This window comes from Frondihabitans peucedani (assembly GCF_039537585.1).
GTDB lineage: Bacteria > Actinomycetota > Actinomycetes > Actinomycetales > Microbacteriaceae > Frondihabitans > Frondihabitans peucedani.
In genome coordinates this window covers 1,424,577-1,449,202 of sequence record NZ_BAABAU010000001.1, presented here as the reverse complement: position 1 = coordinate 1,449,202, position 24,626 = coordinate 1,424,577, and the positions used below count along the sequence as shown (strand labels likewise).

General features: G+C 72.5%; 22 protein-coding genes. 7 read left to right on the top strand and 15 right to left on the bottom strand.

Annotation, left to right across the window (positions count from 1 at the left end; genetic code table 11):
* Window positions 1–5 precede the first annotated feature (5 nt).
* The 4 genes from ABD733_RS06650 to ABD733_RS06635 are packed head-to-tail and all read left to right on the top strand — an operon-like array spanning window position 6 to window position 4,313.
* On the top strand, window positions 6–1,232 hold the full coding sequence (locus ABD733_RS06650; RefSeq protein WP_344794311.1) for an ROK family transcriptional regulator: 1,227 nt from the start codon (window positions 6–8) through the stop codon (window positions 1,230–1,232).
* Between the two features lie 2 nt (window positions 1,233–1,234).
* Window positions 1,235–2,236 (top strand): ROK family protein, encoded by a 1,002-nt coding sequence (locus tag ABD733_RS06645; protein WP_344794309.1) that lies wholly within the window; start codon window positions 1,235–1,237, stop codon window positions 2,234–2,236.
* Window positions 2,233–3,249 (top strand): Gfo/Idh/MocA family protein, encoded by a 1,017-nt coding sequence (locus ABD733_RS06640; RefSeq protein WP_344794307.1) that lies wholly within the window; start codon window positions 2,233–2,235, stop codon window positions 3,247–3,249. The genes ABD733_RS06645 and ABD733_RS06640 overlap by 4 nt, the downstream gene beginning before the upstream one ends.
* Window positions 3,246–4,313 carry a Gfo/Idh/MocA family protein gene (locus tag ABD733_RS06635; RefSeq protein WP_344794305.1) on the top strand — a complete coding sequence of 356 codons (1,068 nt, stop codon included), beginning with the start codon at window positions 3,246–3,248 and terminating at the stop codon, window positions 4,311–4,313. Before ABD733_RS06640 ends, ABD733_RS06635 begins: the two co-directional genes overlap by 4 nt.
* Window positions 4,314–4,398: 85 nt before the next feature.
* On the opposite strand, the gene ABD733_RS06630 is transcribed toward ABD733_RS06635, so the two are convergent.
* The 5 genes from ABD733_RS06630 to ABD733_RS06610 all read right to left on the bottom strand — a co-directional run bounded on the left by ABD733_RS06630 (window position 4,399) and on the right by ABD733_RS06610 (window position 11,938).
* Entirely contained in the window at window positions 4,399–5,415 is a 1,017-nt protein-coding gene (locus tag ABD733_RS06630) for an LLM class flavin-dependent oxidoreductase (protein WP_344794303.1), read from the bottom strand.
* A gap of 160 nt (window positions 5,416–5,575) precedes the next feature.
* Window positions 5,576–9,451 carry an ABC transporter ATP-binding protein gene (locus ABD733_RS06625; protein WP_344794302.1) on the bottom strand — a complete coding sequence of 1,292 codons (3,876 nt, stop codon included), beginning with the start codon at window positions 9,449–9,451 and terminating at the stop codon, window positions 5,576–5,578.
* Window positions 9,448–9,885: a MarR family winged helix-turn-helix transcriptional regulator gene (locus ABD733_RS06620; protein WP_344794300.1), complete on the bottom strand. Its 438-nt coding sequence runs from the start codon at window positions 9,883–9,885 to the stop codon at window positions 9,448–9,450. Before ABD733_RS06620 ends, ABD733_RS06625 begins: the two co-directional genes overlap by 4 nt.
* 49 nt (window positions 9,886–9,934) lie before the next feature.
* The gene (locus ABD733_RS06615; RefSeq protein WP_344794298.1) at window positions 9,935–10,588 is read right to left on the bottom strand and encodes a hypothetical protein; all 654 of its coding nucleotides are present in this window, start codon (window positions 10,586–10,588) and stop codon (window positions 9,935–9,937) included.
* A gap of 108 nt (window positions 10,589–10,696) precedes the next feature.
* Window positions 10,697–11,938: a beta-ketoacyl-[acyl-carrier-protein] synthase family protein gene (locus ABD733_RS06610; RefSeq protein WP_344794295.1), complete on the bottom strand. Its 1,242-nt coding sequence runs from the start codon at window positions 11,936–11,938 to the stop codon at window positions 10,697–10,699.
* A gap of 196 nt (window positions 11,939–12,134) precedes the next feature.
* Between ABD733_RS06610 and ABD733_RS06605 the strand changes: the two genes are divergently transcribed.
* On the top strand, window positions 12,135–12,701 hold the full coding sequence (locus ABD733_RS06605) for a hypothetical protein (protein ID WP_344794293.1): 567 nt from the start codon (window positions 12,135–12,137) through the stop codon (window positions 12,699–12,701).
* 59 nt (window positions 12,702–12,760) lie between these two features.
* On the opposite strand, the gene ABD733_RS06600 is transcribed toward ABD733_RS06605, so the two are convergent.
* Window positions 12,761–12,949 carry a hypothetical protein gene (locus ABD733_RS06600; protein ID WP_344794291.1) on the bottom strand — a complete coding sequence of 63 codons (189 nt, stop codon included), beginning with the start codon at window positions 12,947–12,949 and terminating at the stop codon, window positions 12,761–12,763.
* A 129-nt stretch (window positions 12,950–13,078) separates the two neighbouring features.
* Here ABD733_RS06600 and ABD733_RS06595 point away from each other — a divergent pair, with 129 nt between their 5' ends.
* Both ABD733_RS06595 and ABD733_RS06590 read left to right on the top strand, forming a co-directional pair.
* On the top strand, window positions 13,079–14,047 hold the full coding sequence (locus ABD733_RS06595; protein WP_344794289.1) for a sugar phosphate isomerase/epimerase family protein: 969 nt from the start codon (window positions 13,079–13,081) through the stop codon (window positions 14,045–14,047).
* On the top strand, window positions 14,044–14,997 hold the full coding sequence (locus tag ABD733_RS06590) for a 3-hydroxyacyl-CoA dehydrogenase family protein (protein ID WP_344794287.1): 954 nt from the start codon (window positions 14,044–14,046) through the stop codon (window positions 14,995–14,997). The genes ABD733_RS06595 and ABD733_RS06590 overlap by 4 nt, the downstream gene beginning before the upstream one ends.
* A 56-nt stretch (window positions 14,998–15,053) precedes the next feature.
* Here the strand turns inward: ABD733_RS06590 and ABD733_RS06585 are convergent, their stop codons facing one another.
* The 9 genes from ABD733_RS06585 to ABD733_RS06545 form a co-directional block, all read right to left on the bottom strand.
* Window positions 15,054–15,767: a GntR family transcriptional regulator gene (locus tag ABD733_RS06585; protein ID WP_344794285.1), complete on the bottom strand. Its 714-nt coding sequence runs from the start codon at window positions 15,765–15,767 to the stop codon at window positions 15,054–15,056.
* Entirely contained in the window at window positions 15,764–16,510 is a 747-nt protein-coding gene (locus ABD733_RS06580; RefSeq protein WP_344794283.1) for a triose-phosphate isomerase family protein, read from the bottom strand. Before ABD733_RS06580 ends, ABD733_RS06585 begins: the two co-directional genes overlap by 4 nt.
* A gap of 25 nt (window positions 16,511–16,535) precedes the next feature.
* Window positions 16,536–16,997, bottom strand: a complete 462-nt coding sequence (locus ABD733_RS06575; protein ID WP_344796033.1) for a ribose-5-phosphate isomerase — start codon at window positions 16,995–16,997, stop codon at window positions 16,536–16,538.
* A complete protein-coding gene (locus tag ABD733_RS06570; protein WP_344794281.1) occupies window positions 16,991–18,784 on the bottom strand; it encodes a dihydroxyacetone kinase family protein in 1,794 nt (597 codons plus the stop codon). Before ABD733_RS06570 ends, ABD733_RS06575 begins: the two co-directional genes overlap by 7 nt.
* A 149-nt stretch (window positions 18,785–18,933) precedes the next feature.
* Complete coding sequence (locus ABD733_RS06565) at window positions 18,934–20,463, bottom strand: inositol monophosphatase family protein (RefSeq protein WP_344794279.1); 1,530 nt, start codon at window positions 20,461–20,463, stop codon at window positions 18,934–18,936.
* On the bottom strand, window positions 20,460–21,545 hold the full coding sequence (locus ABD733_RS06560; protein ID WP_344794277.1) for an ABC transporter ATP-binding protein: 1,086 nt from the start codon (window positions 21,543–21,545) through the stop codon (window positions 20,460–20,462). The genes ABD733_RS06565 and ABD733_RS06560 overlap by 4 nt, the downstream gene beginning before the upstream one ends.
* 7 nt (window positions 21,546–21,552) lie before the next feature.
* Complete coding sequence (locus tag ABD733_RS06555) at window positions 21,553–22,368, bottom strand: ABC transporter permease (RefSeq protein WP_344794275.1); 816 nt, start codon at window positions 22,366–22,368, stop codon at window positions 21,553–21,555.
* On the bottom strand, window positions 22,368–23,318 hold the full coding sequence (locus ABD733_RS06550; RefSeq protein WP_344794273.1) for an ABC transporter permease: 951 nt from the start codon (window positions 23,316–23,318) through the stop codon (window positions 22,368–22,370). Before ABD733_RS06550 ends, ABD733_RS06555 begins: the two co-directional genes overlap by 1 nt.
* Window positions 23,315–24,487: an extracellular solute-binding protein gene (locus ABD733_RS06545; protein WP_344794271.1), complete on the bottom strand. Its 1,173-nt coding sequence runs from the start codon at window positions 24,485–24,487 to the stop codon at window positions 23,315–23,317. Before ABD733_RS06545 ends, ABD733_RS06550 begins: the two co-directional genes overlap by 4 nt.
* Window positions 24,488–24,626: the final 139 nt, after the last annotated feature.

Sequence of the window (24,626 nt, the reverse complement as noted above, 5' to 3'; positions counted from 1 at the left end):
GCCCCATGAACCACCGCCACCTGCAGGACGCCGACCATGCCGCCGGGTCCGCCGGCGACATCCTGCGTCTCATCCGGGGCAGCGACGCGATGTCGCGATCGACGCTGGCCCGCGTCACCGGGCTGGCGCCGTCGACCGTCTCCCTGCGCGTCGAGTCGCTGATCTCGCTGGGGCTCGTCCGCGAGAGCGGGGCAGAGGAGAGCCGCGGCGGCCGCCGGGCCCGACGGCTCGAGCTGGCCGGCGACCAGGGCTTCGTCGCAGCCGTCGACATCGGGGCGAACCACGTCCGCGTCGTCCTGAGCGACCTCACCGGCCGCTCCCTGGTCGACAGCGACGAGACCGGGCACGCGGGAGTTCCGGTGAGCGACGACCCCGAAGAGACCGTCGAGGCCCTCTGGCGCAGGATCATCGCGCTCGCCGACTCCACCGGCCTCGCCGAGGCGGACTTCCGCGGCGTCGCCATCAGCATCCCCGCGCCCATCGAGTACCCGAGCGGGCGCATCGTCACCCCGTCGTTCATGCCGACCTGGCACGAGGCCGACCTCCCCGGCCTCTTCGCCGCGCACACCGACAGCCCGGTCCTGGTCGAGAACGACGCGAACCTCATCGCCCTCTTCGAGAGCACGGAGCGCGGCCGGACCGACGAGAACCAGCTGCTCGCCGTCAAGCTCGGCACCCGGATCGGCTGCGGGATCCTGGCCAGCGGTCGACTCCACCGGGGCATCGGCGGCGCCGCCGGCGAGATCAGCCACATGGAGGTCAAGGGCGTCTCGGTGATCCCGTGCACCTGCGGGGTGCCGAACTGCCTCGACTCGGTCGTGAGCGGCGGTGCTCTCGTCGCGAAGCTGCGCGCGCAGGGGCTCGACGCCGAGACCGCGAGCGACGTCGTCGCCCTCGGCGCCCGCGGCGAGCCGCTCGCTCTCGAGGCGATCCGCGAGGCCGGAGCCCGCATCGGCGAGTCGCTCGCGGGGATCGTCAACTTCTTCAACCCGCGCGAGGTGGTGCTGGCCGGCTCCATGTCGGCGTCGCTGCCCCTCGTCGCGGCGATCCGGGCCGAGCTGTTCCAGAAGTGCCTGCCGCTCGCCGCACACGACCTGGAGGTCCGGGCCACCCGAGACCCCTTCGTCGCAGGGATCCGCGGCGCGACGCTGCTCGCGCTCGACGAGGTCCTGGCCCCCGCTCGCATCGACGCCCTCGTCAAAGACGTCGCCGACGATCTGCGGACGGCCTGACGGTGGCGGAGCGCTCCGCGTACCCGCCGTCGCACGACGACTCGGCCGTCGTGGCCGTCGACATCGGCGGCACGACCATCAAGGGCGCGGCCTTCGCCCCGCACGGCTCCGTCCTGGAGCGCGCCACCGTGCCCACCTTCGGCCCCGCCGGCTCGCCCCTCGAGGCGACCTCCGGCCTCATCGCGCAGCTCGACGCCGCGATCCGTGCCGGCGGGCGCCGACTCACCGGCATCGGTGTCGCGTCGCCCGGCCTCGTCGACAGCGTCCGGGGGACGGTGACCTTCGCCGCGAACCTCGGCTGGACCGACATGGCGATCGTCGACCTCCTCACCGAGCGCTTCGGCGTGCCGGTCGCCCTCGAGCACGACGGCCGGGCTGCCGCTCGAGCCGAGAGGGTCGCCAGGATCGCCGCCGGGCGCGACGGCGACGAGTTCGTCTTCGTCCCGATCGGCACGGGCATCTCGGCCGCGATCGTCACGGGCGGCGTGGTCGTCACCGGCGCGACCGGCGGCGCGGGGGAGTTCGGGCACGTCCCCGTCGTCCCCGACGGCGAGCTCTGCACCTGCGGCCAGCGCGGCTGCGTCGAGGTCTACGCCTCCGCCAGTGCGATCGTCCGCCGCTACCGCGCGGCCGGCGGCACCCTGCCCGGTGGAGCCCGCGAGATCACGGCCGCCGCCTCGACCGATCCTGTCGCAGCCTCGGTCTGGGCCGACGCCGTCGACGCGCTCGCCGTCGGCCTCACGGGGCTCGCGGCGGTCCTCGACCCGAGTGCGCTGGTGATCGGCGGCGGTCTCGGCGAGGCCGGCGACCGTCTCCTGGTGCCGCTCCGCGAGGGCGTCGCCAGGCGGCTGGCCTGGCGGTCGGCACCGCGCGTCGAGCAGTCCCTCGTCGGTGCCGGCGCCGGGCTGATCGGCGCCTCCCTGCTGCTCGAGTCGCCTCTCGTCCCCGGCGACACGGTCACGCCGCCCGCCCCTGTCCCCGTCCCCTCGAAGGAGCCCTCATGATCGACGACGACCTGACCATCGGCCTGGTGGGTGCCGGCGGCATCGCCCACGCCCACCTGCCGAACCTCCTGCGCATCGCCGGCCGCGTCGTCGTCTTCTCCGAGGTCGGGGCCGACGAGCTCGTGGCGCTCTACGGCGGCGAGGTCGTGGCGAGCCTCGAGGAGCTCCTCGAGCAGGCCGACTTCGTCGACGTCGCGACCCCGACCTACACGCATCACGCCGTCGTGAAGCGCGTCATCGAGGCAGGCAAGGACGTCGTCTCCGAGAAGCCCCTCGCCCGGACCGACGACGACGCGCGAGACCTCGTCGAGGCGGCGCGGGGCGCCGGCGTGCAGCTCTATCCCGCGCACGTCGTGCGGTACTTCCCGGAGTACGCGGCCCTCAAGTCGGCCGTGGATGCGGGCGCGCTCGGAGACCTCGCGGTCCTGCGCTTCTCCCGCTCGGGCGCCTTCCCGACCCGGACGCCGTGGTTCGGCGATCGAGCCCTCTCGGGCGGCATCATCATGGACCAGATGATCCACGACCTCGACATCGCGCGCTGGGTCGCGGGCGAGGTGGTGCGGGTGTCGGCCGTCTCGACCCGGCGCGGCGACGCGGAGCACCCCGTCGAGGCGGCCCACGTCCTGCTCACCCACGCGTCCGGGGCCATCAGCCACGTGGCCGGCATCTGGGGCCCCGCGCACCTGACCTTCTCGACCGAGTACTCCGTCACGGGCACTCTCGGCACCCTGTCGCACTCGTCGCTGGCCGAGCGCAACTACACCGCCGACCTCGAGGTCACCGAGGCGGCGAACGGGCTCATGCCCGAGGTCGATCCTCGAGAGGACCCCTACTACCTCGAGCTGCGCTCCTACGCGTCGGCGTTCGCGGGCGGCGAGACGCCCCGCGTCAGCGCGGAGGACGGCAGGATCGCGGTCGCGATCGCCAACGCGGCGCTGGCCTCCCTCGAGACCGGCCAGCCGGTCGACCTGGCGGCGTCTTCGACCGGGTCGGACGAGGGGGTCTCCCGATGAGCGCCGCGGAGCGTCCCCTGCGCGTCGGCGTCCTCTCGTTCGCGCACACGCACGCCATCGGCTACCTGTCGGCGCTCCGTGCGATGCCGGGCGTCGAGGTGCGCGGGGCGGATCCTGACGCGCCGGCCCCTGATGCAGCCGCAGCGAGCGGCACGTCGATCGTCGACCTCCGCGGCCGGGCGCTCGCCGACGCCCTCGACGTCGGCTACGTCGACACCTACGACGAGCTCCTCGCCTGGCAGCCCGACGCCGTCGTCGTGACGAGCGAGAACGCGAGGCACCGCGAGCTCGTCGAGCTGGCTGCCGCGGCCGGCGCGGCGATCCTCTGCGAGAAGCCGCTGGCGACGACCTGGGCGGACGGCCTCGCCATGCGCGACGCGGTCGAGCGGGCCGGCGTCCTGCTGATGATGGCCTTCCCCGTCCGGTTCGCGAGCACCTTCGACCGGCTCCGGGCAGCCCACGAGGCGGGCGCGCTCGGCGAGGTCTTCTCGATCCGCGGCAGCAACAACGGCATGCTCCCGCTGACCCGCGACTGGTTCACCGAACCGGAGCTGTCCGGGGGCGGCGCCCTCGTCGACCACGTCGTCCACATCGCCGACCTCCTCGAGGCCCTCCGCGGGGTGCCGGTGGCGAGCGTCACGGCCGTGGCGAACGGCGTCCTGCACGCGGGCCGCGCGAAGGCCGAGACGGCGGGGCTCGTCACGATGACCTACGCGGACGGCGTGATCGCCGCCATCGACTGCTCCTGGAGCCAGCCCGACACGTCGCCGATCTGGGGCGGCCTGAAGCTGTCGGTCGCAGGCACCCGCGGCACCGTCGACATCGACTTCTTCGGCCCCAGCGTGCGCGGGATCGCCGCGTCGTCGGGCGCGGCGCGGATCCTGCCCTACGGTCCGGACTTCGACGCCGCGATGCTCGAGACGTTCATCGACGCGGTGCGCTCCGGCACGCGTCCGCAGCCCGACATCGCCGTGGGCCTGCGGACCCTCGGGGTCGTGCTCGCGGCGCAGGAGTCGGTGCGGACGGGCGCGACGGTCGACGTGGCGTCGGTCGCTGCCGGCTAGTCGGGAGTCACCACACGCAGAACGGCACGAGCCACGCGTCGTCTCGCGTGTCGCGGGCCGTTCTGCGTGTCAGGGCGACGGGCGCTCACCAGCCGAGCTCGGCCCCGATCGCGTGCACTCCGGCGAGCAGCCGCGCGTTGAAGTCGACCCCGAGCTGGTTCGGGACCGTCACGAGCACGGTGTCGGCCGAGGCGACGGCGGCATCCTGCGCGAGCTCCTCGGCGATCTTCTCCGGCTCGCCGATGTAGGAGCGGCCGAAGCGCGCCGGATTCGGGCCGTCGATCAGGCCGACCTGGTCGTGCGAGTCGGCCTGCGCGCGGAGGCCGAAGTAGTGGCGCGACTCGTCGTCGACGATGGGCAGGATGCTCCGGCTCACCGACACGCGCGGCTCGCGCTCCCAGCCGGCCCGCTTCCACGCCTGCCGGTAGCGGTCGATCTGCTCGGCCTGCAGCTGGTCGAACGGCACGCCCGTATCTTCGACGAGGAGCGTCGACGACTGCAGGTTCATGCCCTGCTCGGCGACCCACTCGGCCGTGGCGCGGGTGCCGGAGCCCCACCAGATCCGGTCGCGGAGGCCGGGGGACTGGGGCAGGATCGGCAGGTACCCCGTGGTGCCGGTCATCTGGGGGTTCGCGGGCGCGACGCCCGCGCCCTGGATCGCCTGCAGGAAGACGGCTGCGTGGCTCCGCGCGAGGTCGGCGTCGGTCTCGCCCTCGGCGGGCGCGTAGCCGAACGACTCGTAGCCGCGGAGCGCGGTCTCGGGTGATCCCCGGCTCACGCCGAGCTGGAGCCTGCCACCGGAGATCAGGTCGGCGGCGGCTGCCTCCTCGGCCATGTAGAGCGGGTTCTCGTACCGCATGTCGATGACGCCGGTGCCGAGCTCGATGGTCTTCGTCCGGGCGCCCATCGCGGCCAGGAGCGGGAACGGGCTCGCGAGCTGGCGCGCGAAGTGGTGCACGCGGATGTAGGCGCCGGCGATGCCGATCTCCTCGGCGGCGACGGCCAGGTCGATGGTCTGGGTGAGCACGTCGCCGGCGGTGCGCGTGCGCGATCCTCCGACATCCTGCCAGTGGCCGAACGAGAGGAATCCGATGCGCTTCATGCTGCCTCCAACCTCGCGCTCCGGTCGCCCATTCCCTTTTTCCATGCATTCGCATCGATAGGTCACGACACGCATTGCGGCCCGCGACACGTGACATGTCCCGCGTCGTGGGCCGAACTGCGTGTCACGAGCGTCCTCGGAGGCCGGGAGGACAACCGCGTCAGCGCGCGTCGACCGCCTCGTACGCCGCCCACATCGCCGCGTAGCGCCCGCCGGCCTCCAGCAGCTCGTCGTGCGTGCCGATCTCGGCGAGCCGCCCGCCCGCGAGCACCCCGATGCGGTCGGCCGCGCGGGCTGTCTGCAGGCGGTGGGCGATGACGACGGTGGTGCGCCCCGATGCCACGCTCTGCATGGCCTCGGTCACGCGCGCCTCGGTGACGAGGTCGAGGTTCGAGGTCGCCTCGTCGAGGAGCAGGATCGCAGGATCCACCAGCTCGGCCCGAGCCAGCGCGATGAGCTGCCGGTGCCCCGCCGACAGCGACCGGCCGCGCTCGGAGAGCCGGTGCAGGTAGCCGCCCGGCAGCTCGCTGACGAACTCGTGGGCTCCGACCGCGCGGGCCGCGGCCTCGACCTCGGCGTCGCTGGCCGACGGCCGCCCGTAGGCGATGTTGTCGCGGACCGTCCCGGTGAAGAGGAACGCCTCCTGCGGCACGTAGCCGAGCTGCGACCGGAAGGCGGGCAGGTCGAGAGACCGCAGGTCGTGTCCGTCGACCAGGACCGCGCCCTCGTCGGGGTCGTAGAAGCGGGCGAGCAGCTTCATGATCGTCGACTTGCCGGCGCCGGTCTCGCCGACGAGCGCGACGGTCTCGCCCGGGGCGATGCGCAGGTCGATGTCGTGCAGCGCCTCCGGCGGCTTCTGCGCGCGGGGATCGTGGGCGACGAGCGAGCGGACGTCCGAGGGGCCGCGGAGCTCGGGACCGGCCGCGGCCGTCGGGGCCTCCGGGTACGAGAAGCGCACGCCCGACACGTGGAGCGCGCCGGTGAGCCGGCCCGGCCGCGTGGCATCCTGCGCCTCGGGCGTCAGAGTCTCGAGCGCCATCAGCTGGCTGATCCGCGACACCGACACCCGGGTCTGCTGCCACGAGTCGAAGACCTGCGAGAGCTGCTGGATCGGCGAGAAGAACATGTCGATGTAGAGCAGGAAGGCGATCAGCGCGCCGGAGGTGAGGTGCCCCTGCGCGATCAGGGTCGCGCCGACGCCCAGGACGATGACGTCGGCGATGCCCGACAGGAACTGCACGAACGGGAAGTACAGCGCCACCAGCCGCTGGGCGGCGACGCGCGACTCGACGTAGCTGCGTCCGAGCCCGTGGAAGCGGGTCATCGTGAGGGGCTCGTGGACGAAGGCCTGCGACTCGCGGACGCCGGAGAGGCTCTCCTGGAAGTCGGCGTTGACGACGGCGATCCGGTCGCGGGCCTCGTCGTAGAGCCGCGACGACCGGCTCCGGAACCACACCGTCGCCGCCGCCAGCGGCACCACGACCGAGAGTGTCAGGAGACCGAGCTCCGGATCGATCAGGACCAGCGCGACCCCGACCCCGACGAAGGTGACGATCGACACCAGCGCCGACAGCAGGCCGTTCTGGATGAGCGCCTCGAACTGGTCGACGTCGGTCGTCATGCGGGTCATGACCCGGCCGGCCATCTCGCGCTCGTAGAAGTCGAGCGACAGGCGCTGCAGCTGGGCGAAGATCCGGATGCGGAGGCTCAGCATGATCCTCTGCGCCGCGCGGCCCGTGACGAACGTCTCGGCCATGCCGTCGGCGAGGTCGGCGAGGGTGACGAGCAGGAACGCTCCGGCGGCGACGAACAGGACCGTCTCGGAGCCCTTCTGCACGCCGCCGTCGATGCCGGTCTTGACGAGCGACGGGCCGAGGAGCCCGGCCACCGCGTCGATGATCACGAAGACGAGGGCCAGGAGGAGGGGCGCGCGGAACTCGCGCAGGAGCGTCCCGAGCGAGAAGTCGCGATCCTGCCGGGTCTCCCGGTCGAGGTCGAGGGTCGGCTCGTCGCGGATCGGGCCGAGCGCCTCCACCTGCGCCAGGAGCTCGGGCGTCGCAGCCAGGAACGACGCCATGCCGCGGCCGCCGCCCCGACCGCCGCCGCCGCCGAGCCCCATGCCGAGGCCGGGAGCCGGAGCGGCTGAGCCGCCGGCGGGGCGCGAGTCGGCGTCGCCGGACCACGCCGACGCCGTGGTGCCCGACGCCTTGGCGAGAGCATCGATGTCGCCCGCCGCGCGGAGGGCGAGGGCGTCGTCGGTCTCGTCGTCGTCGAGGCCCGTGATCAGGGCCCGGTAGGTGGGGCTCGACTCGACGAGGTCGTCGTGCGTGCCCTCGTCGACCACCCGCCCGTGCTCGAGGACGACGATCCGGTCGGCCAGGTGGAGGGTCGACTCCCGGTGGGCGATGAGCAGGACGGTCCGGCCCTCGAGCTCGCCGCGGAGCGCCTCGTGGATCGACTGCTCCGTCGAGGCGTCGATGGCACTGGTCGCGTCGTCGAGGATCAGGATCTGCGGATCCGACAGGATCGCCCGCGCCAGCGCGATCCGCTGCCGCTGCCCGCCCGAGAGGCTGAGGCCCCGCTCCCCGACGACGGTGTCGTAGCCGAGGGGGAGGGCCTCGATGAAGCCGGTCGCCGAGGCGACGGCCGCCGCATGCTCGATCTCGGCCCGCGTCGCCTCCGGGCGCCCGTAGGCGATGTTCGCCCCGACCGTGTCGGAGAACAGGAAGCTGTCTTCGAAGACCATGCCGATGCCGCCCCGCAGCGACCGCAGGGTGACGTCGCGGAGGTCGTGCCCGTCGACCAGCACGCGGCCCCCGGCAGGATCGGCGAACCGCGCCACCAGCTGCGCGACGGTCGACTTGCCGCTCCCGCTCGGTCCGACGAGGGCGACGCGCTCCCCGGCGCGGATGTGCAGGTCGAGCCCGTCGAGGGCGAGATGGTCGGACCCGTAGCCGAAGTCGACCTGCTCGAAGGCCACGTCGCCGCGGATCGAGACGAGGTCGGTGGCATCCTGCGCGTCCCGGATCTCCGGCGGACGGTCGATGAGCTGGAAGATCCGCTCGATACCGACCTGCGCCTGCTGGCCGATGGCGATGACGCCGGCGAGCTGACGGGCTGGGGCCATGAGCGCGGCGACGTAGGAGGTGAACGCCAGGAAGGTGCCGATCGTGATGCTGCCGTGCAGGGCCAGCCAGCCGCCGAGGGCCAGGATCGCGACCTGCCCGAGCGTCGGGATCGCCTCGAGGAGCGGCTGGAAGCGCGACTGGATCCGGACGCTGCGCATCTGCGACCCGTACACGGCCGTGGCGACCCGGGCCATCTGCTCGACCTCGCGGCGCTCGCGGCCGAAGGCCTTGACGACCCGCACGCCGGAGACGTCCTCGTCGACCATCTGGGCGACCTCGCCCTCCTTCTGCTGGGCGTCCCAGGTCGCGGGGAAGACGCGGGCCCGCATCCGGTACGACACGAACACGAGCGCCGGCACCATCACCAGGCTGACGACGGCGAGCATCGGCGACAGCGTGAACATGACGACGACCGACAGCACCATCAGGATCACGTTGCCGCTCATGATCGGCAGCATGTTGAGCAGACCCTGGACGAGGGCGGAGTCGGAGTTCGCGCGGCTGACGAGCTGCCCGGTCGACATCCTGTCGAGCGAGGCGGCGTCCATCCGCTGCAGGTGGTCGTGCATGTCGTTGCGGAGGTCGTTCTGCACCTCGAGAGCGACGCGGCCGCCGCGGTAGCGCCGGAGGTAGGTGAAGCCGAAGGTCGCCCCGGCGAGGGCGATCAGCAGGATCAGCCACGGAGCGAGCGGCGACGACTTCTCGACGATCACGCCGTCGACGATCTGCCGGGCGATCAGGGGCACGAACACCTGGCAGAGGCTGCCGGCGAGGGCTGCGGCGAGCGAGATGACGACGCTCGTGCGGTGGTGGAGCATGTAGCGCCAGAGGCGGCGGATCCAGCCCTCGACCGGGGCGTGCTGCTCGGTCGGGGCCGGCTGCTCCGCGTCGCGCTCGACGGCGCTCACGCGTCGGCCTTCTGCCGACGCTCCTGGACGGCCTGCTCGACGGCGTCGCCGAGCGCCGCCAGCGACCGGACCACCCCCGCCGGGTCGTCGGTGCGCGCCGCCAGCAGTTCGAGCTGGCGCGTCATCCGGGCCTCCATCCGCGCGAACAGCTCGGCGCCCTCCTCGCTGAGGGCGAGCGACGTGCCCCGGGCATCGCCCTCGACAGCGCCGCGGAGGATCAGCCCCCTCCTCGCCAGCGAATCGACCGTCGCGCTGATGGCCGGCTTCCCCACCGCCAGGCGGTCGGCGAGCCGCGAGGCGCGCTCCTCGCCCGTCGAGATCGCGGCGAGGACGCGGTAGTCGGCGAAGCTCAGGCCGTCGGAGGCGCGCTCGACGATGCGGGACGCGCGGGCGAGGGCCCGGACGGCGTCGGTGAGGGGGGTCGGATCGGTCACGGGCTCACTCTACGCCGATGGTTCGCCTCTCGAACCACTTGGGGCGGGATCAGGCGACGAACGCGATGATCCTGGCCACGACCACGCCGAGCAGGGCGAACGACGTGAACGACCAGATGCTCGTGAGGATCTTCGTCCGCGGCCGGAGCGCCAGCGTCCGCGCGGGGACGACGGCCATCGCGTTCGTGAGGGCGGTGGTGACGTAGTCGAGGTAGGAGGGCATCCAGCGCTCCTCGAGGTCCTCCTGCGGAAAGCGCAGGTCGGGGTCGGGGTGCGGGCCCGACCGGATCCCCCGACGCGCCACCGGGCCGCCCCGGTCGAGCTGCCAGAGCACGAGCGACGCGGCGATCACCTGGAGGAGCCATGCCCCGACGGCTCCGACGAGCACCCGCGGCACGAGCGCGTACGACGCGGTGACGAGCTGCACCACGGTGAGGGCGACGGCCGCGAGTGCGACGACGGCGAGGAAGCCCGCCTGGCTCACGCCGAGTCGGCGCGTGCGGCGCGAGGAGTGACGGAGCCTGCTCGGGTCGACGATCAGGAGCGGCAGCAGGACGGACGCGGCGATGACGACCGCGACGCAGCGCACGAGGAGGGGGAGGACGGCGCCGGGCAGCGACAGGATCAGCGCGAAGGCCACCAGCTGAGCCACCAGGACCGGGATGCGGCCCTCCGACCGCATTCGACGCTGACTGGTGCTCACGTCCGTCAGTGTAGGGCGCTCGCCTCGGGCCCCGACCGTGCCGGGCCGGGAGGCGCAGCGCCCCGGGCCGTCGCCCGCAGCGGCCGGATCAGCAGTGCAGCGCGCCCCTCAGACGACCGGCGAGAAGACGATGCTCCCGTTGTGGCCGCCGAACCCGAAGCTGTTCGACAGGACCGGCCCCGGCTCCCACGGGCGCGCCTCGGTCGGGATGTCGAGGTCGATCGCCTCGTCGCGGTTCTCGAGGTTGGCAGTCGGCGGGATCGTCCGGTTGGCGATGGTCAGGGCGACGGCGACCGCCTCGACGGCCCCGGCGGCCCCGAAGGAGTGGCCGGTGACGCCCTTGATGCTGGTGACGACGGGCCGGTTCGACGTGAAGACGCGCGAGACGGCCTCGCTCTCGGCCGCGTCGTTCAGGCCGGTGGAGGTGCCGTGGGCATTGATGTGGGTGATCTCCTCCGGGGCGAGGCCGGCGTCGTCGAGCGCGAGGCGCATGGTCCGCTCGGCACCCGTGCCGTGGGGCGCCGGTGCCGTCACGTGATAGGCGTCGGCGGTCGAGGCCGCGCCGTCGATCGTCATGTAGATGCGGGCGCCGCGGGCGACGGCGTCGTCGTAGGCCTCGAGGATCAGCATGCCCGCCGCCTCGGACGCGGCCAGTCCGTCGCGGTCGCGGTCGAAGGGACGCGAGACGCCCGACTTCGACAGGGCGCGCATGTTGGCGAACCCGGCGATGCAGACCGGCGTGAGGCTCGAGTCGGTGCCTCCGGCGACGACGATGTCGGCAGTGCCCTGGGCGATCATCCGCGCTCCGGCCGCGATGCCGTCGGTGCCCGCGGCGCAGGCCGTGCTGATGGTGGTGGCGACGCCGCGGAGGCCGTAGCGGATGCTGAGGGCGCCGGCCGGCGCGTTCGGCATCACCATCGGCACCAGGTGCGGCGACACGAGCCGCTCGCCCTTCCGGTCGAGGATCAGGATCTGCTCGGCGAGCGTCTGGACGCCGCCCATGCCGGTGCCGAGCGAGACGGCCACGCGGTCGTGGTCGATGCCCTCGACGAGCGTGCCCGTGTCGCTCACCGACGGGTACGGGGCGTCGGGGTCGACCTCGAGGAGACCCGCGTCGCGGAGGGCCTCGTCGGCGGCGACGACGGCCATCCTGGTCACGGTGTCGGAGTTCTTCGCGTTCTTGTGGCTCATCAGGCGGCGGGCGTCGAGGGCGTCCTCGTCGACGCGACGGACGTTCAGGGCCGGGGCCGGCTCGAAGAGGCTCTTCCAGAAGGCGTCGACGCCGATCCCGAAGGGCGTCACGACGCCGATCCCGGTGACGGCGACGCGGCGGTTCTGCAGGGGCTTCATGGGGTTCTCCTTGAGTCGTCCTCGTGGGCCGCAACCAGTTCAACACGGGGGCGCAGGATCGCACGGGGTCGAACCGTCCAAGAATCCGCGGCGCGTTTTGTGCTCTCCGGGTCACGCCGCACGGCGCTCTGGGACGCTCCTCGGGAAAAGCGGGCAGAATATTCGACATGGACACGTCGTCTCGAAGGATGCTCTGATGGTCGCCCCGATCCTGAAGGCGCTCGGCGCGGTCGTCGTCGGCACGCCCGTCGCGGTGCTCCTCGGCCTCACCGCCCGGTCGATCCGCAAGCAGGAGGATGCGGCCGTCCCCGTCGTCGTCGACGACGAGTCGCCCGTCGCCGTCACGGTCTTCAGCAGCTACCTCGACAAGCGGACGCACGAGCACCTCAACCCGACGTCCTTCAAGAAGGGCTACGTGGTCTACGACATCCGGGTCGAGAACCGGACCGAGAGGCCTGTCCGCGGCCTCCGCGTCGAACTGACCGCCGGGCTCGACGACGTCTCCGGTCACGTCCGCCTCGCCGATCTCCCGCCGCGCGGTCACGCCGTCATCGCCGCCCGCAGGTCGTGGAACGCCGCGCTCGACCGCTACCGCAGCCTCGAGGTCGACGTGCCCCGCGCCGTCCTGACCTGGAAGACGCCGGGCGGCCGCCGCCGCGCGATGCTCCCGCTGTCGATCCAGCGCGTGCTGGGCGACTCGCCGAGCGAGCAGCGCCGCAAGAAGCGTCAGAAGGCCCCGGTCGTCGCGCGGGTGATGAGCTAGGCGCTGCTCTCAGGCCGCCGCCGCTGCCCTCGAGCTCTCAGCGCTGCGGCAGCGCTCGGCTAGCCGCGGCTGCGGCGGAACGCCCCGATCAGCATGAGGCTGGCGACGAGCACGACCGCGTCGCCGATCAGCCAGAGCGGCGACTCGCCCGTCACGACCGACCGGACGACCCCCACGACGAGCACGACCGCTGCGACCGCCGCCAGGACGGCGACGACGGTCTGGCGCATGGGGGAGCGTTCGAACACGCCCCCATCCTGTCGGAGCCCCTCCCGGGCCGATAGACGGCACAACGGGGGACAACGCGCTGTCGGCACCCGCGCACCCCGACTCGCATTCCTATAGGATCGAGGAACACCAGAGTCGTTGGAGGACACGTGAGTCGACAGACCGAACCCCAGAACTGGGATCCCGCGAGCTGGACGGCCGAGACCTGGCCCATCGCGACCTGCCTCCACGGCTTCCCGCCCGTCCGCCGCGACGGCTCGACCCTGCACGACGCGCCCGTCGAGGAGTGGGACGAAATCTTCGCGCAGATCGAGCGCGTCGGCTTCTCGCTCGCCGAGATGGCCGACAGCCACATCCGGCCGGCCGACTACGACGAGGGCAAGCGTGACGAGCTACTCGCCGCCGCCCGTGCCCGCGGCATCGAGATCCCGTCCGTCCACCTGCAGCGGCGGAGTGTCGTCATGCCGGGGCACGAGGCCGAGAACCTCGCCTACGCCCACCGCACGATCGACGCCGCCGCCGCGTGGGAGATGCAGGTGTTCTCCACCGGGCTCCACCAGCCCTTCAGCGACGCTCAGAAGAAGGCGCTGTGGTTCTGGACCGCCGAGGGCCCGCAGGATCCCGACGACCCCGAGGTCTGGGACCTCGCCGTCCGCTCCCTCCGCGAGCTCGGGAAGCACGCGGCCGACGTCGGCCTGCCGATGGCCCTCGAGATGTACGAGGACACCTACCTCGGGACCGCGTCGAGCGCCGTCCGCCTCGTCGAGGAGATCGGCCTCGACAACGTCGGCCTCAACCCCGACGTCGCGAACCTGATCCGCCTGCACCGCCCGGTCGAGGACTGGCGCGAGGTCTTCAGCGCCACCCTCCCGCACGCCAACTACCTGCACGTCAAGAACTACACGCGCGACGAGGCCGGCGACGGCTCGTGGGCGACCTCGGTGCCCTCCACCATGGAGACCGGCCTCATCAACTACCGGCAGGTGATCCAGGAGGCCGTCGACGTCGGCTTCCGGGGCATCATCCTCGCCGAGCAGTACGGCGGCGACAGCCTCGGCGTGTGCGCCACCAACCAGACCTACATCCGCTCCCTGCTGCCCGAGGAGGCAACCCGATGAATCCCCTCACCACCGCCGTCGTCGGCTCCGGCTACATGGGCGGCGGCATCGCGCAGATGCTCGCGCTCTCCGGAGCCCGGGTCGCGCTCGCCGACGTCAGCGCCGAGATCGCCGCGAGCAACCACGCCCGCCTCGTCGCCGAGGCGAGGCAGTTCGTCGCCGACGGCCTGTTCCCGGCCGACGCGGTCGAGCGCATCGAGGCGCTGGTCACCCCCGCCGAGTCGGTCGAGGCGGCCGTCGCCACCGCCGACTACATCGAGGAGGCCGTGCCCGAGAAGATCGAGATCAAGCACGAGACCCTCCGCAGGATCAGCGCCGCCGCCCGTCCCGACGCCGTCATCGGCTCGAACACGTCCACGATCCAGATCGGCCGCCTCGCCGAGGCCGTCGCCGGGCCCGAGCGGTTCCTCGGCGTGCACTTCTCGAACCCGGCCCCGTTCATCCCGGGCGTCGAGATCATCCCTCACGAGACGACGTCGGAGGACGCGATCGCCGTGGCCGAGCGCATCGTCCGCGCCACCGGCAAGCAGACCGCCCGCGTGAAGGACAGCGTCGGCTTCGTGCTGAACCGGCTCCAGTACGCGCTCTTCTCCGAGGCGTCGCAGATCGCCGAGGAGGGCATCGCCAGCCCCGAGGACATCGACACGATCGTCCGCACCACGTTCGGCTTCCGGCTGCCGGTCTTCGGTCCGTTCGCGATCGCCGACATGGCCGGGCTCGACGTCTACGCGTTCTGCTACGAGTCGCTCCAGACCCGCTGGCCCGAGCGCTTCGCCACGCCGGAGTCGCTGGCGGCTCTCGTCGCCGAGGGCAAGTTCGGCACGAAGTCGGGCGCCGGCTACCTCGACGTGTCGGCCGACCGCACCCCGGAGCTGGTCGCCTACCGCAACCGCGCGTACGTCGCCATGCAGAAGATGCTCGACGAGCTCGGGCCGGCGCCGCTCGGCTGAGCGGCCCGCGCCGCTCGGCGGGCGCCCGGCTCGCCTGAGTGACAAGCCGGCTCGCGTCAGGCCTCGGAGTCCTGGCGCGAGCGCTCGCGCACTCGCTCGACGTGGTCGCGCATCGCGGCCTCGGCGGCGTCCGGCCCGGAGGAGAACGCGTCGATGATCGACCGGTGCTCCGCGATGGCCTGGTCGGCGTCGTGCACCCCGGTCCGGACGGTCTGCCGCATGCGGTGCACGCGCGTCGAGATGGCCTCGGACATGTCGAGGAGGAACGGGTTCTCCGACCCCTCGAAGACGACGTGGTGGAAGTGCCAGTCGACGGCGAAGTACTCGCGGATGCGGTCGACGGACGCGTCGCCGCCTCCGGGTGCTCGCCGAAGCTCCTCGGCGATCCGCTCGTGCCGCTCGAGCGCGGCCCGGAGCTTCGGGACGAGGGCGTCGGCGTGCGCGGCCGCCAGCCGGGCGGCACCGCCCTCGAGGATGCTGCGGGCGTCGAACAGGGCCTCGAGCTGCTCTGCGGCGAGCGGGGGAGCGACGCGGTAGCCCTTGTTGGCCACCCGGGTCACGAGACCGGTGCGCTCCAGCTCGATGAGGGCCTCCCGGACCGGCGTCGGCGAGACCCCGAGCTCGCGCGCGACGGCGTCGATCGAGAGCCTCGTGCCGGGCTCCACGCCCGGGCCGAGGAGCACGTCGAGCACGCGGTCGTACACGTGGTCGCGGAGGCCCCGGCGCTCGAGCGAGTCGACGGCGGTCGGGGGGAAGAGGAGGTCGCTCATGTCCGCCACAGCTTATTGACCTCGTCCAGGATGCTGCGGAGGGCCGTCGGATCGTGGGCGAATCGGCCGAGGAACAGGCCGTCGACGGCAGACCCGAGCTCGGTGAGGAGGCCGGGGCCGGCGCTCCCGCCGTAGACGATCCGCGATCCTGCGCGCCCCGGAAGGGAGTCGAGGTGCTCGCGGAGCCCCCGGGCGACGTCGCGGACGAACGACGGCGGGGCGGGCTCGCGCCTGCCGATCGCCCACTCCGGCTCGTAGGCCAGGGTGACCGCGCCGCCGAGTCCGGCCTCGTCGGCGGGGCGGAGGGCGGCCTCGAGCTGGTCGACGCAGGCGCGGACGGCGGCGTCCGGCGACCCCTGCTCCGGCTCGCCGACGCAGAGGAGCGGGGTGAGTCCGTTGCGGAGGGCCGCGGCCGTCTTCGCTCCGACCGTCTCCGGGGTCTCGCCCTGGAGGCGCTTCCGCTCGGCGTGTCCGACCTCGGCGAGCGTGCAGCCGAGCTCGGCGAGCTCCGCACCGCTGACCTCGCCGGTGTAGGCGCCCGAGTCGCGCGTCGCGAGATCCTGCGCCCCCACCGCCACGACCGGCGACAGGATCTCGAGCGCGGCCGGGATCGAGACGAACGTGGGCAGGACGAACAGCGACGCCCGGCCATCGGTGACCGCCTCGTGCTCGTCGGCGATGCGGCGGACCGCCCGGCACCAGGCCGTCGTCCGGGCGTGCCCGAAGTACATCTTGAGGCTCACGCCGACGACGGTCACCGGGCGGCCGTCACTTCTCTTCGTAGGCGCAGATCTCCTGGACCTTGTCGTTCGAGGCGCTCGTCTCGTCGAACTCGTAGGTCAGCCACTCGCGGACGTTGCGGCGCGCGACCTCGAGGCCGACGACCCGCTGGCCCATGCAGAGCACCTGGGCGTCGTTCGAGAGGATGCTCCGCTCGACCGAGTACGAGTCGTGGGCCGTGACGGCCCGGATGCCCCGCACCTTGTTCGCGGCGATCGCGACGCCGAGCCCGGTGCCGCAGAACAGGATGGCGCGGTCCGCCTCCCCGCTCGCGACCAGCTCGGCCGCGTGGGTCGCGACGGTCGGGTAGTTGGTCCCGCCGTCGGCGTCGACGCCGACGTCGGTCACGGAGGCGACCAGCGGGTTGTCCGCGAGGTCGCGCTTGATCGCCTCCTTGTAGTCGTAGCCCGCGTCGTCCGAGCCGATCACCAGTCGCCAGGTCGTCATGATTCCTCTTCCGTGTCGTTCTTCAGTGTGTTCGCGACCGCCCGTGCCAGGGCGGCGAAGGAGACCGCCCCCGGGTCCGGCGATCCTGCCGCCCTGTCGCCGTGGGTCTTGGCTCGCCCGAGCCGCGCCACGAGGCCGGTCGTCGACTCGGCTCCGCGCTCGGCGGCGTCCGCTGCGTCCTGCCAGGCGTCCGCCAGCGACGCGCCGCCGGAGACGGCGGCGTCGAGGGCCTCCGTGAAGGGGACCAGGGCGTCGATCATCGTCTTGTCGCCGACGGCCGCGCCGCCGACGCTCATCACCGAGTCGCGGCCGCGCACGGCGCCGACGACGATGTCGCCGGCCGAGGGGACCGTCTCGTCGGAGAGCTCCGAGGCGAGCGAGCGCAGGATCACGCCCCACAGCGCCCCCGAGGTGCCGCCGGCGCGGTCGGCCCACGCGGCGGCGGCCCGGGTCAGGAGTGTCCGGGCCCCGGCTCCCGCCCGCTCGGCGGACTCCGCGGCCTCGAGCGCGGCGGTGGCGCCGCGCTGCATGCCGATGCCGTGGTCGCCGTCGCCCGCGACCGAGTCGAGTCGGCCCCATTCGGCGGCGTTCTCGGAGACGGTGTCGGAGACGAGCCGGAGGAGCCCGGCGATGCGGGTGGCGGTCTGGCGGGACTCGGCGGACGAGTCGGGCACGTCGGCGCCGGCGTCGTCGCGCTGGCCCTCGGCGTCGAGGTCCGTGATCGCGGCGGCTGCGGCGGCGGACGGGGCATCGCTCGCCGAGACGCCGGCGCCGGTCGGCACGACCCCGCGCCGGAACGCCGGGGTGTCGGCGGGCGCAGTCCAGAGCCGCTCGAGCTCGTCGTCGAGCCAGAGGAGCGTCAGCGACGCTCCGGCCATGTCGAAGCTGGTGCAGAACTCGCCGACCTGCGGATCGACGAGCGTCACGCCTCTCTCGCCGAGCCGCTTCACGAGGGAGCGGAAGACGACGAACAGCTCCTCGGTCTTCACCGAGCCGAGCCCGTTCAGGATCGGGACGACGCGCGCGGTGGCGGGATCGACGCCCTCGGGGATCTCGGCGTCGGCCAGGAGGTGCTCGACGAAGAGCTCCGCGAGGCCGTCGGCGCTCGGGATGTCCGTCTCGTCGATGCCGGGCTCGCCGTGGATGCCGAGTCCGATCGCCATCCGACCCTCGGGGACGGAGAAGAGCGGCTCGTCGGCGCCGGGCAGGGTGCAGCCGGTGAAGGCGACGCCCATCGACCGGGTGCGGTCGTTGGTCAGGATCGCGACGCGCTCGACGTCGTCGAGGTCGTAGGCCGCAGCCGCGGCGGCACCCGCCGTCTTGAAGACGGTCAGGTCGCCGGCGATGCCGCGTCTCGTGGCGCGGGAGTCGGGCGCCGCACTGAAGATGTCGTCGGTGACGAGGACCGTGCGGCAGTCGATGCCGTCGGCCCGGACCGCATCCTGCGCCGCCGTGAAGTTGAGGACGTCGCCCGCGTAGTTCCCGTAGCTGAGCAGGACCCCGCGGCCCCGGTCGCTCGCACGGACGACCGACTCGACCTGGGTCGACGACGGGGACGCGAAGAGGTTCCCCATTGCTGCGCCGTGAGCGAGTCCCGGGCCGACCAGCCCGGCGAAGGCGGGGTAGTGGCCGGAGCCGCCGCCGATGACGAGTGACACCTCGGGCTCGGGCGAGGCGGTCGAGCGGGTGACCCCGCCTCGCACCCGCCGGACGTAGCCCTGATTCGCCAGGACGAAGCCCTCGACCATCTCGTCGACGAACTCCTGCGGGTCGTTCCACAATCGCGTCACGTGTGCTCCTCCATCGGACCAATGTGTCGCACACGATCCTACAGGATCGAGGAATCCGCGGCTCAGGATCGCGCGGTCGGCGGGGCACGACGGCAGCGGCACCAGTCCGCGGACTGGTGCCGCTGCCGTCCCACGGCGCCGGCCAGGGCTCAGGCCGACAGAGGACGCGCAGCCGCGCAGGCGACCCCGTTCCGCCACAGCGCGAAGAGCGCCTCGGCGGTGCGCCGGTCCGGCGCGGCCAGCACCCCGCCCCAGGCGGGGAAGAGCGTGTCGTGCCCGTTCTCGTCGAGGACGACGCCACCCGCCTCGCGAACGATCAGCACCGCGGCGAGGTGGTCGACCGCGCCGAAGGCCCCGATGACGGCGCCCGAGCCGTGGCCGAGGGCGACGCCGGCGAGAGTCAGGGTGCCCGACCCCATGATCCTGGTCGTGCAGTAGCGGTCGGCGAGGGAGTCGACCAGCTCGACCATCCCCGGCCAGGGCCGGTGGCCGGCGAGCTCGGTCGACACGATCGCGCCGCGCAGCGGGTCGACGGCGCGGTCCCACTCGGCCGACGGCATCCGGAGGCGGCGCTCGCCGACCCAGGCGCCCTCGCCCGCGGCAGCCTCGACGAGCGTGCCGCGCCAGGGGTCGGCGACGACCCCGACCACGGGGACGCCGCCCTCCACGAGAGCGAGCGAGAAGCTGGTCCACGGGACGCCGTTGGCGAGGTTGGCCGTGCCGTCGACCGGGTCGAGGTACCAGCACGGTGCTCCGGCGACGGCCGTGCCGCCGAACTCCTCGCCGACGAAGACGTGCCCCGGGAACTGCGCGGCGACGACCTCCCGGACGCCCGTCTCGATCCCGCGGTCGATCGCCGTGACGTGATCGGCGGGGTTCGCCTTGGTGTCGACCCGGCCGACGGCGTGCGTCCGCACGTACGCCGTCGCCCACTCCGCGAGGTCGCGCGCGATCAGTCGCTGACGGCCGCGCTCCTCCGCGGCGGTGAGCGGCGCAGGATCCCCGGTCACCGCCTCGCGCAGAGCGTCCAGCCGGTTGGTGGTGATCGAGTCCACCCCGATCGACGCGAGCCTGCGCGCCTGCACGGTGTCGTCGACGGTCCAGCACGACACCCGCGCGCCGAGTGCGTGCACGGCCTCGACGAGGTCGGGGCCCACGACGTGGTGGGGCAGGTTGACGACCGCGGGGCCGAGGTCGGCCAGCTCGCCGGCCGTCGGCGCCGCGCCGCGCGACCAGGGCAGCCAGATCTCGGCTGCCCCGTCGAGGGAGCGGACCACGCGCATGCCCTCCAGGTGTCCGCACCAGGCGACGCGAGCCGATCCTGCGTGCTCCCGGACCACCGCGTGTGCGCTGGCTGCCGGCTCGGCCGAGTCCATGTCGATCAGAAGCAGGGCGTCGACGCCGTCGAAGAGCGGCAGGATCTCGGAGAGCCGCGGGACCCTGAGGTCGCCGCCGCCGAGCTCCCGCACCTCGGCCCAGCCCACGTCGGCGACCGCCCGCGGGTCGCCCCAGAGGCGCTCGAGGGTCGGGTCGTGCAGGACGACGACCTCGCCGTCGGCGGTCAGCCGGACGTCGATCTCGACCGTGTCGGCCCCGGCGTCGATCGCCGAGCGGATCGCGAGGGCGGTGTTCTCGCGGAACCGCGACGAGTCGCCGCGGTGCGCGGCGACGGCCGTCATCGGGCGTCCTCGACGCGTCCGGCGAGGAGGCCGTCCCGGTAGTGGCGGACGTTGTCGAGCAGCACCCGGCCGCGGTCGCCGGATCGGGGCCCCGCTCCCGACGCGACGGCGCGCAGCTCGAGGCCTGCGACGTCGATGACGAGCTCCGAGAAGTGGCCGTGGGGGAGGACGCGGAGGATCGTCGCTTCGCCGTCCGGCACGGCCTCGAAGCGAACGTCCTCCGGGCGGACGGCCCAGCTCTCGGCGGCCCTATCCGCAGCGGCAGCCGCAGCCGCACCGGCCCGCGCTGCCGCGACCGTCGGCCCGGCCAGCCAGTTCATGCTGCCGATGAACGAGGCGACGAACGTCGTCGCGGGGTTCGCGTAGAGGTCGGCCGGCGCCCCGACCTGCTCGATCCTGCCGGCGTTCATCACCGCCACTCGGTCGGAGATCGCCAGCGCCTCCTCCTGGTCGTGCGTCACCATGACCGTCGTGATCCCGAGGCGCTGCTGGATCTCCCGGATCTCCTCGCGGACCCGCACGCGGAGCTTCGCGTCGAGGTTCGACAGCGGCTCGTCGAGCAGCAGCAGACCCGGCTCCTGCACGATCGCGCGCGCGAGGGCGGCGCGCTGCTGCTCGCCGCCGGAGATGTGGGCCGGGCGCGATTCTGCATGGTGTGTGAGACCCACCGTCTCGAGCGCCGTCATCACGCGCGCGCTGATCTCGGCCTTCGAGAGGCGCTTCAGGGTGAGCGGGAACGCGACGTTCTTGAACACGGTGAGGTGCGGCCAGAGCGCGTAGTTCTGGAACACCATCGCGCTCGGCCGCTTCTCCGGGCCGAGGTCGGTGACGTCGCGGCCCTCGATCTCGACCGTGCCGGCGTCGGGCTCGAGGAAGCCCGCGATCATCCGCAGCGTCGTCGTCTTGCCGCAGCCGGAGGGGCCGAGGAGGGCGACGAGCTCGCCGCGCTCGAGCACGAGGTCGAACGAGTCGACGATCGTCCGGCCGCCGAGCTCCTTGGTGAGGCCGGTGATCGCGAGGCCGGGGGCGAGGGCCGGCGCAGCTGCTGCGCGGGTCTCGGGTGCTGTCGTCTGGAGGGTCATGGCGTGCCTAACGGATCTGGAAGCCCTCGGCCAGTCGTCCGCCCAGGACGTACTTCCGGGCGACGAGGAGCAGGGCGACGGAGGGGATCGACAGCAGGATCGCGAAGACCGCGGCGACCTGCTTGGGGTAGTTGAGCACCAGGGAGTACATCTCGGTCGGCATCGTCATGTAGACCGGCGCCCCGACGAGGTAGGTGCCCTGGGCCTCGTCGAACGAGGCGAGGAACGACATGAGGACGGCCACCAGGATCCCGGGGAGGGCCAGCGGCAGCGTCACGTGCAGAAAGGTCCGGAAGCGGCCGGCACCCGCGTCGCGCGCGGCCTCCTCGAGGCTCCGCGGCACCGACGAGAACGCCGCCGCGGGGATCCAGGTCATGAAGACGACCGTCCCGATGAACTGCACGATGACGATGCCCGCGATCGTGTTCATGAGGTGGAGCCCGTAGAAGAGCGAGGCCATCGACACGAACAGGCCCATCTTCGGGAACGCGTTCGTCGCGAACAGGCCGACCAGGAAGATCCTGCGCCCCGGGAACTCGAACCGCGAGAACGCGTAGGCGGCGGGCAGGCAGACGACCATCGAGACCAGGACGGTCAGCGGCGAGAAGTACAGCGAGTTCTTCACCGAGGCCGCCAGCTGGGCGTCCTGGAACACGACCGACCACCAGTGCAGCGTGAGGCCCGCCGGCAGGAGGTCGGGGTAGTCCCAGCGGGTCGCGAAGGCGTGGGCGGCGAGCCAGAGGAGCGGGCCCAGGATGAAGACGGCCACCAGGACGAAGAGGGCGGCGGTGACCGCACGGCGTCCGACGAGTGCGGTGCGCATCAGATGCGGCCCTCCTTCTTCGCGGTCCGGAAGTTCGCGCGGACGTAGAAGAACGCGATCCCCGACGCCATCACGAAGACGACGACGGCCATCACGACAGACTCCTGCGGCCGGTTGAACGACTGGAAGTACTTCGAGATGTCGACTCCGAGAACACTCGGTGCGTTCGGGCCCGTGAAGTACGGCACCGTGAACTGGCCGAGGATCCCGATCGCCGTGAACGTCGTGGCGATGACGATCGGGACGCCCGCCATGGGCACCAGGATCCGCGACACGATCGCGGCCGTGCCGGCGCCGGCGTCTCGGGCCGCCTCGATCATCGCGTCGGGCACCGCCTGGATCCCGGACGTCGCCATGAGCGTCGCGAACGGCAGCGACGTCCAGACCGAGCCGATGACGACGGCGGTCGTCGTGTAGCCCCAGATCGGCCCCTGCAGGCCGACGAGCGCGAACGCGGTGCGGACGAAGCCGTCGCCGGCGTAGAAGGTCAGGATCGCCCACGACGCGATGACGACGGGGATGAACAGCGGGACGACGGCGAGGCCGGCGAACACCGACGCGATCCTGCCCCCGCGGAGGCGGAGGTTCAGAGCGATGCCGAGCGACATCGCCAGGACGATCAGGGTGGAGACGACCGTGACGACGACCGTCACTCCGAGGTCGCGGAGGAACCGGCTGTCGGTGAACACGTCGACGTAGGCCTGGCCGGTGCCCCACCAGCTCGTGGCGCGGCGGGTGCCCGTGCCGATGTCGGCGATGGTCTGGTTGAGGCCGCCGGTGTGGCCGAGGCTGAAGCCGACCGCGAGGACGACCGGGATCCCGACGAAGACGGCGAGGAGCACGACGGGCGGCAGCGCGAGCGCGAGACCGACCCCGCGGCGGCGGGCCTCCGAGGAGGCCCGCCGCGTCGAGGCGACCCGGGCCCGGGCGCCGGATCGGATGGCTGTCACTGGCCGGGGACCTTCTGGTCCCAGAGGTTCGCCATGTCGGACGAGACGGTGCTGTAGTAGCTGGGGCGCAGGTTCGCCGGGTCGGCGTCGGCGAACTTCGCCTGCGTCGCCTTCGAGACGTTGTCGAGCCGGATCACCGGGTAGCCGGCGATCGCCTTGGCGATGAGCGCCTGGCCCTCGGCCGAGAGGACGTAGTCGGCGAGCTTCTCAGCGGTCTTCTTGTGCGACGCCGTCTTCGGGATGCCGAGGTACGACGCGCTGCCCGTGAACGACGGGTCGGAGATCTGGACGTACTTCACCGTCTTCGGCAGCGTGCCGGAGTCCTGCGCGGAGATCACCTGGTCGCTCCACACCGGAGCCATCGAGATGTTGCCGGTGCCGAGGAGGTCGAGCACCTGCTGGTTGCCGTTCGGGTAGACGCCCTTCTGGTAGACGTAGGGGTTGAGGCTCGCCAGCTTCGCGAAGCCCTCGTCCCACTTCGACTCGAGCGACGAGTCGTAGCTCGTCTCGAGGGTCTTGCGGTCGGAGTCCGAGAGGTACTTGTCGAGGACCGTCGTGACGAAGGCCCCTCCCGACCCGCCGGTCGAGGGCGGGTTGTAGGCGAACTGCCCGGGGTTCTTCTTGATCCACGAGAGCAGCTTGTCGAGCGTCTTCGGCGGGTTCGACACCTTGGTCGAGTCGTAGGCCAGGAGCACCGACGAGGCGCGGTACGGAATGCCCCAGCCGCCGCCGGCCTTCACGGTCGCCGTCGGCACGGTGGCGAGGTTCGAGATCGCGCTGCTGCTGACCTTCTGCAGGAGTCCGGCGGCGCCGGCCGCCTGGATGAAGCCGCCGTCGACGAGGTCGTAGCCGGGGTCGTCGCCGGACTTCGTCGCGCTCGACAGCTTCGCGAGGGTCTGGGCGTCGTGCTCGCCGTGGAGGTCGAGGGTGGTCTTGACGGTGGCGCCCGGGTTCGCCTTCTCGAAGGCGGGGATCAGGGCGTCGTCCCAGAGGCTCTGGACGTTGGTGTCTCCGGAGATGAAGACGGTGACGGTGCCCTGGGCGTCGGTGACCGACTGGGAGGTGGCCTGCGCGCCGGCCGAGGCGGCGGTCGTGGGCGCGCACCCGGCGAGGGCGAACGTGGCGGTCGCGGCCGCGGCGATGGCGACGAGTGAACGGCGTCTGATCACGAGCGAGGAGTCCTTCGGTTCGGGGGAGTGGCGCGAATCGCACCGTTTCGATTGTCGGGAGGCCCGGTGGACCGCGACTTAACGAAACGTTGCGATTCGATGCAGGATGCGCGAACTCGCCCTCGGTCCGGCCGACCCG

Coding starts and splice junctions, on each gene's coding strand:
- ABD733_RS06555 (WP_344794275.1), bottom strand. CDS start 22,368: ATGCGCACCGCACTCGTCGGACGCCGTGCGGTCACCGCCGCCCTCTTC.
- ABD733_RS06640 (WP_344794307.1), top strand. CDS start 2,233: ATGATCGACGACGACCTGACCATCGGCCTGGTGGGTGCCGGCGGCATC.
- ABD733_RS06635 (WP_344794305.1), top strand. CDS start 3,246: ATGAGCGCCGCGGAGCGTCCCCTGCGCGTCGGCGTCCTCTCGTTCGCG.
- ABD733_RS06585 (WP_344794285.1), bottom strand. CDS start 15,767: ATGAGCGACCTCCTCTTCCCCCCGACCGCCGTCGACTCGCTCGAGCGC.
- ABD733_RS06630 (WP_344794303.1), bottom strand. CDS start 5,415: ATGAAGCGCATCGGATTCCTCTCGTTCGGCCACTGGCAGGATGTCGGA.
- ABD733_RS06590 (WP_344794287.1), top strand. CDS start 14,044: ATGAATCCCCTCACCACCGCCGTCGTCGGCTCCGGCTACATGGGCGGC.
- ABD733_RS06610 (WP_344794295.1), bottom strand. CDS start 11,938: ATGAAGCCCCTGCAGAACCGCCGCGTCGCCGTCACCGGGATCGGCGTC.
- ABD733_RS06605 (WP_344794293.1), top strand. CDS start 12,135: ATGGTCGCCCCGATCCTGAAGGCGCTCGGCGCGGTCGTCGTCGGCACG.
- ABD733_RS06560 (WP_344794277.1), bottom strand. CDS start 21,545: ATGACCCTCCAGACGACAGCACCCGAGACCCGCGCAGCAGCTGCGCCG.
- ABD733_RS06650 (WP_344794311.1), top strand. CDS start 6: ATGAACCACCGCCACCTGCAGGACGCCGACCATGCCGCCGGGTCCGCC.
- ABD733_RS06565 (WP_344794279.1), bottom strand. CDS start 20,463: ATGACGGCCGTCGCCGCGCACCGCGGCGACTCGTCGCGGTTCCGCGAG.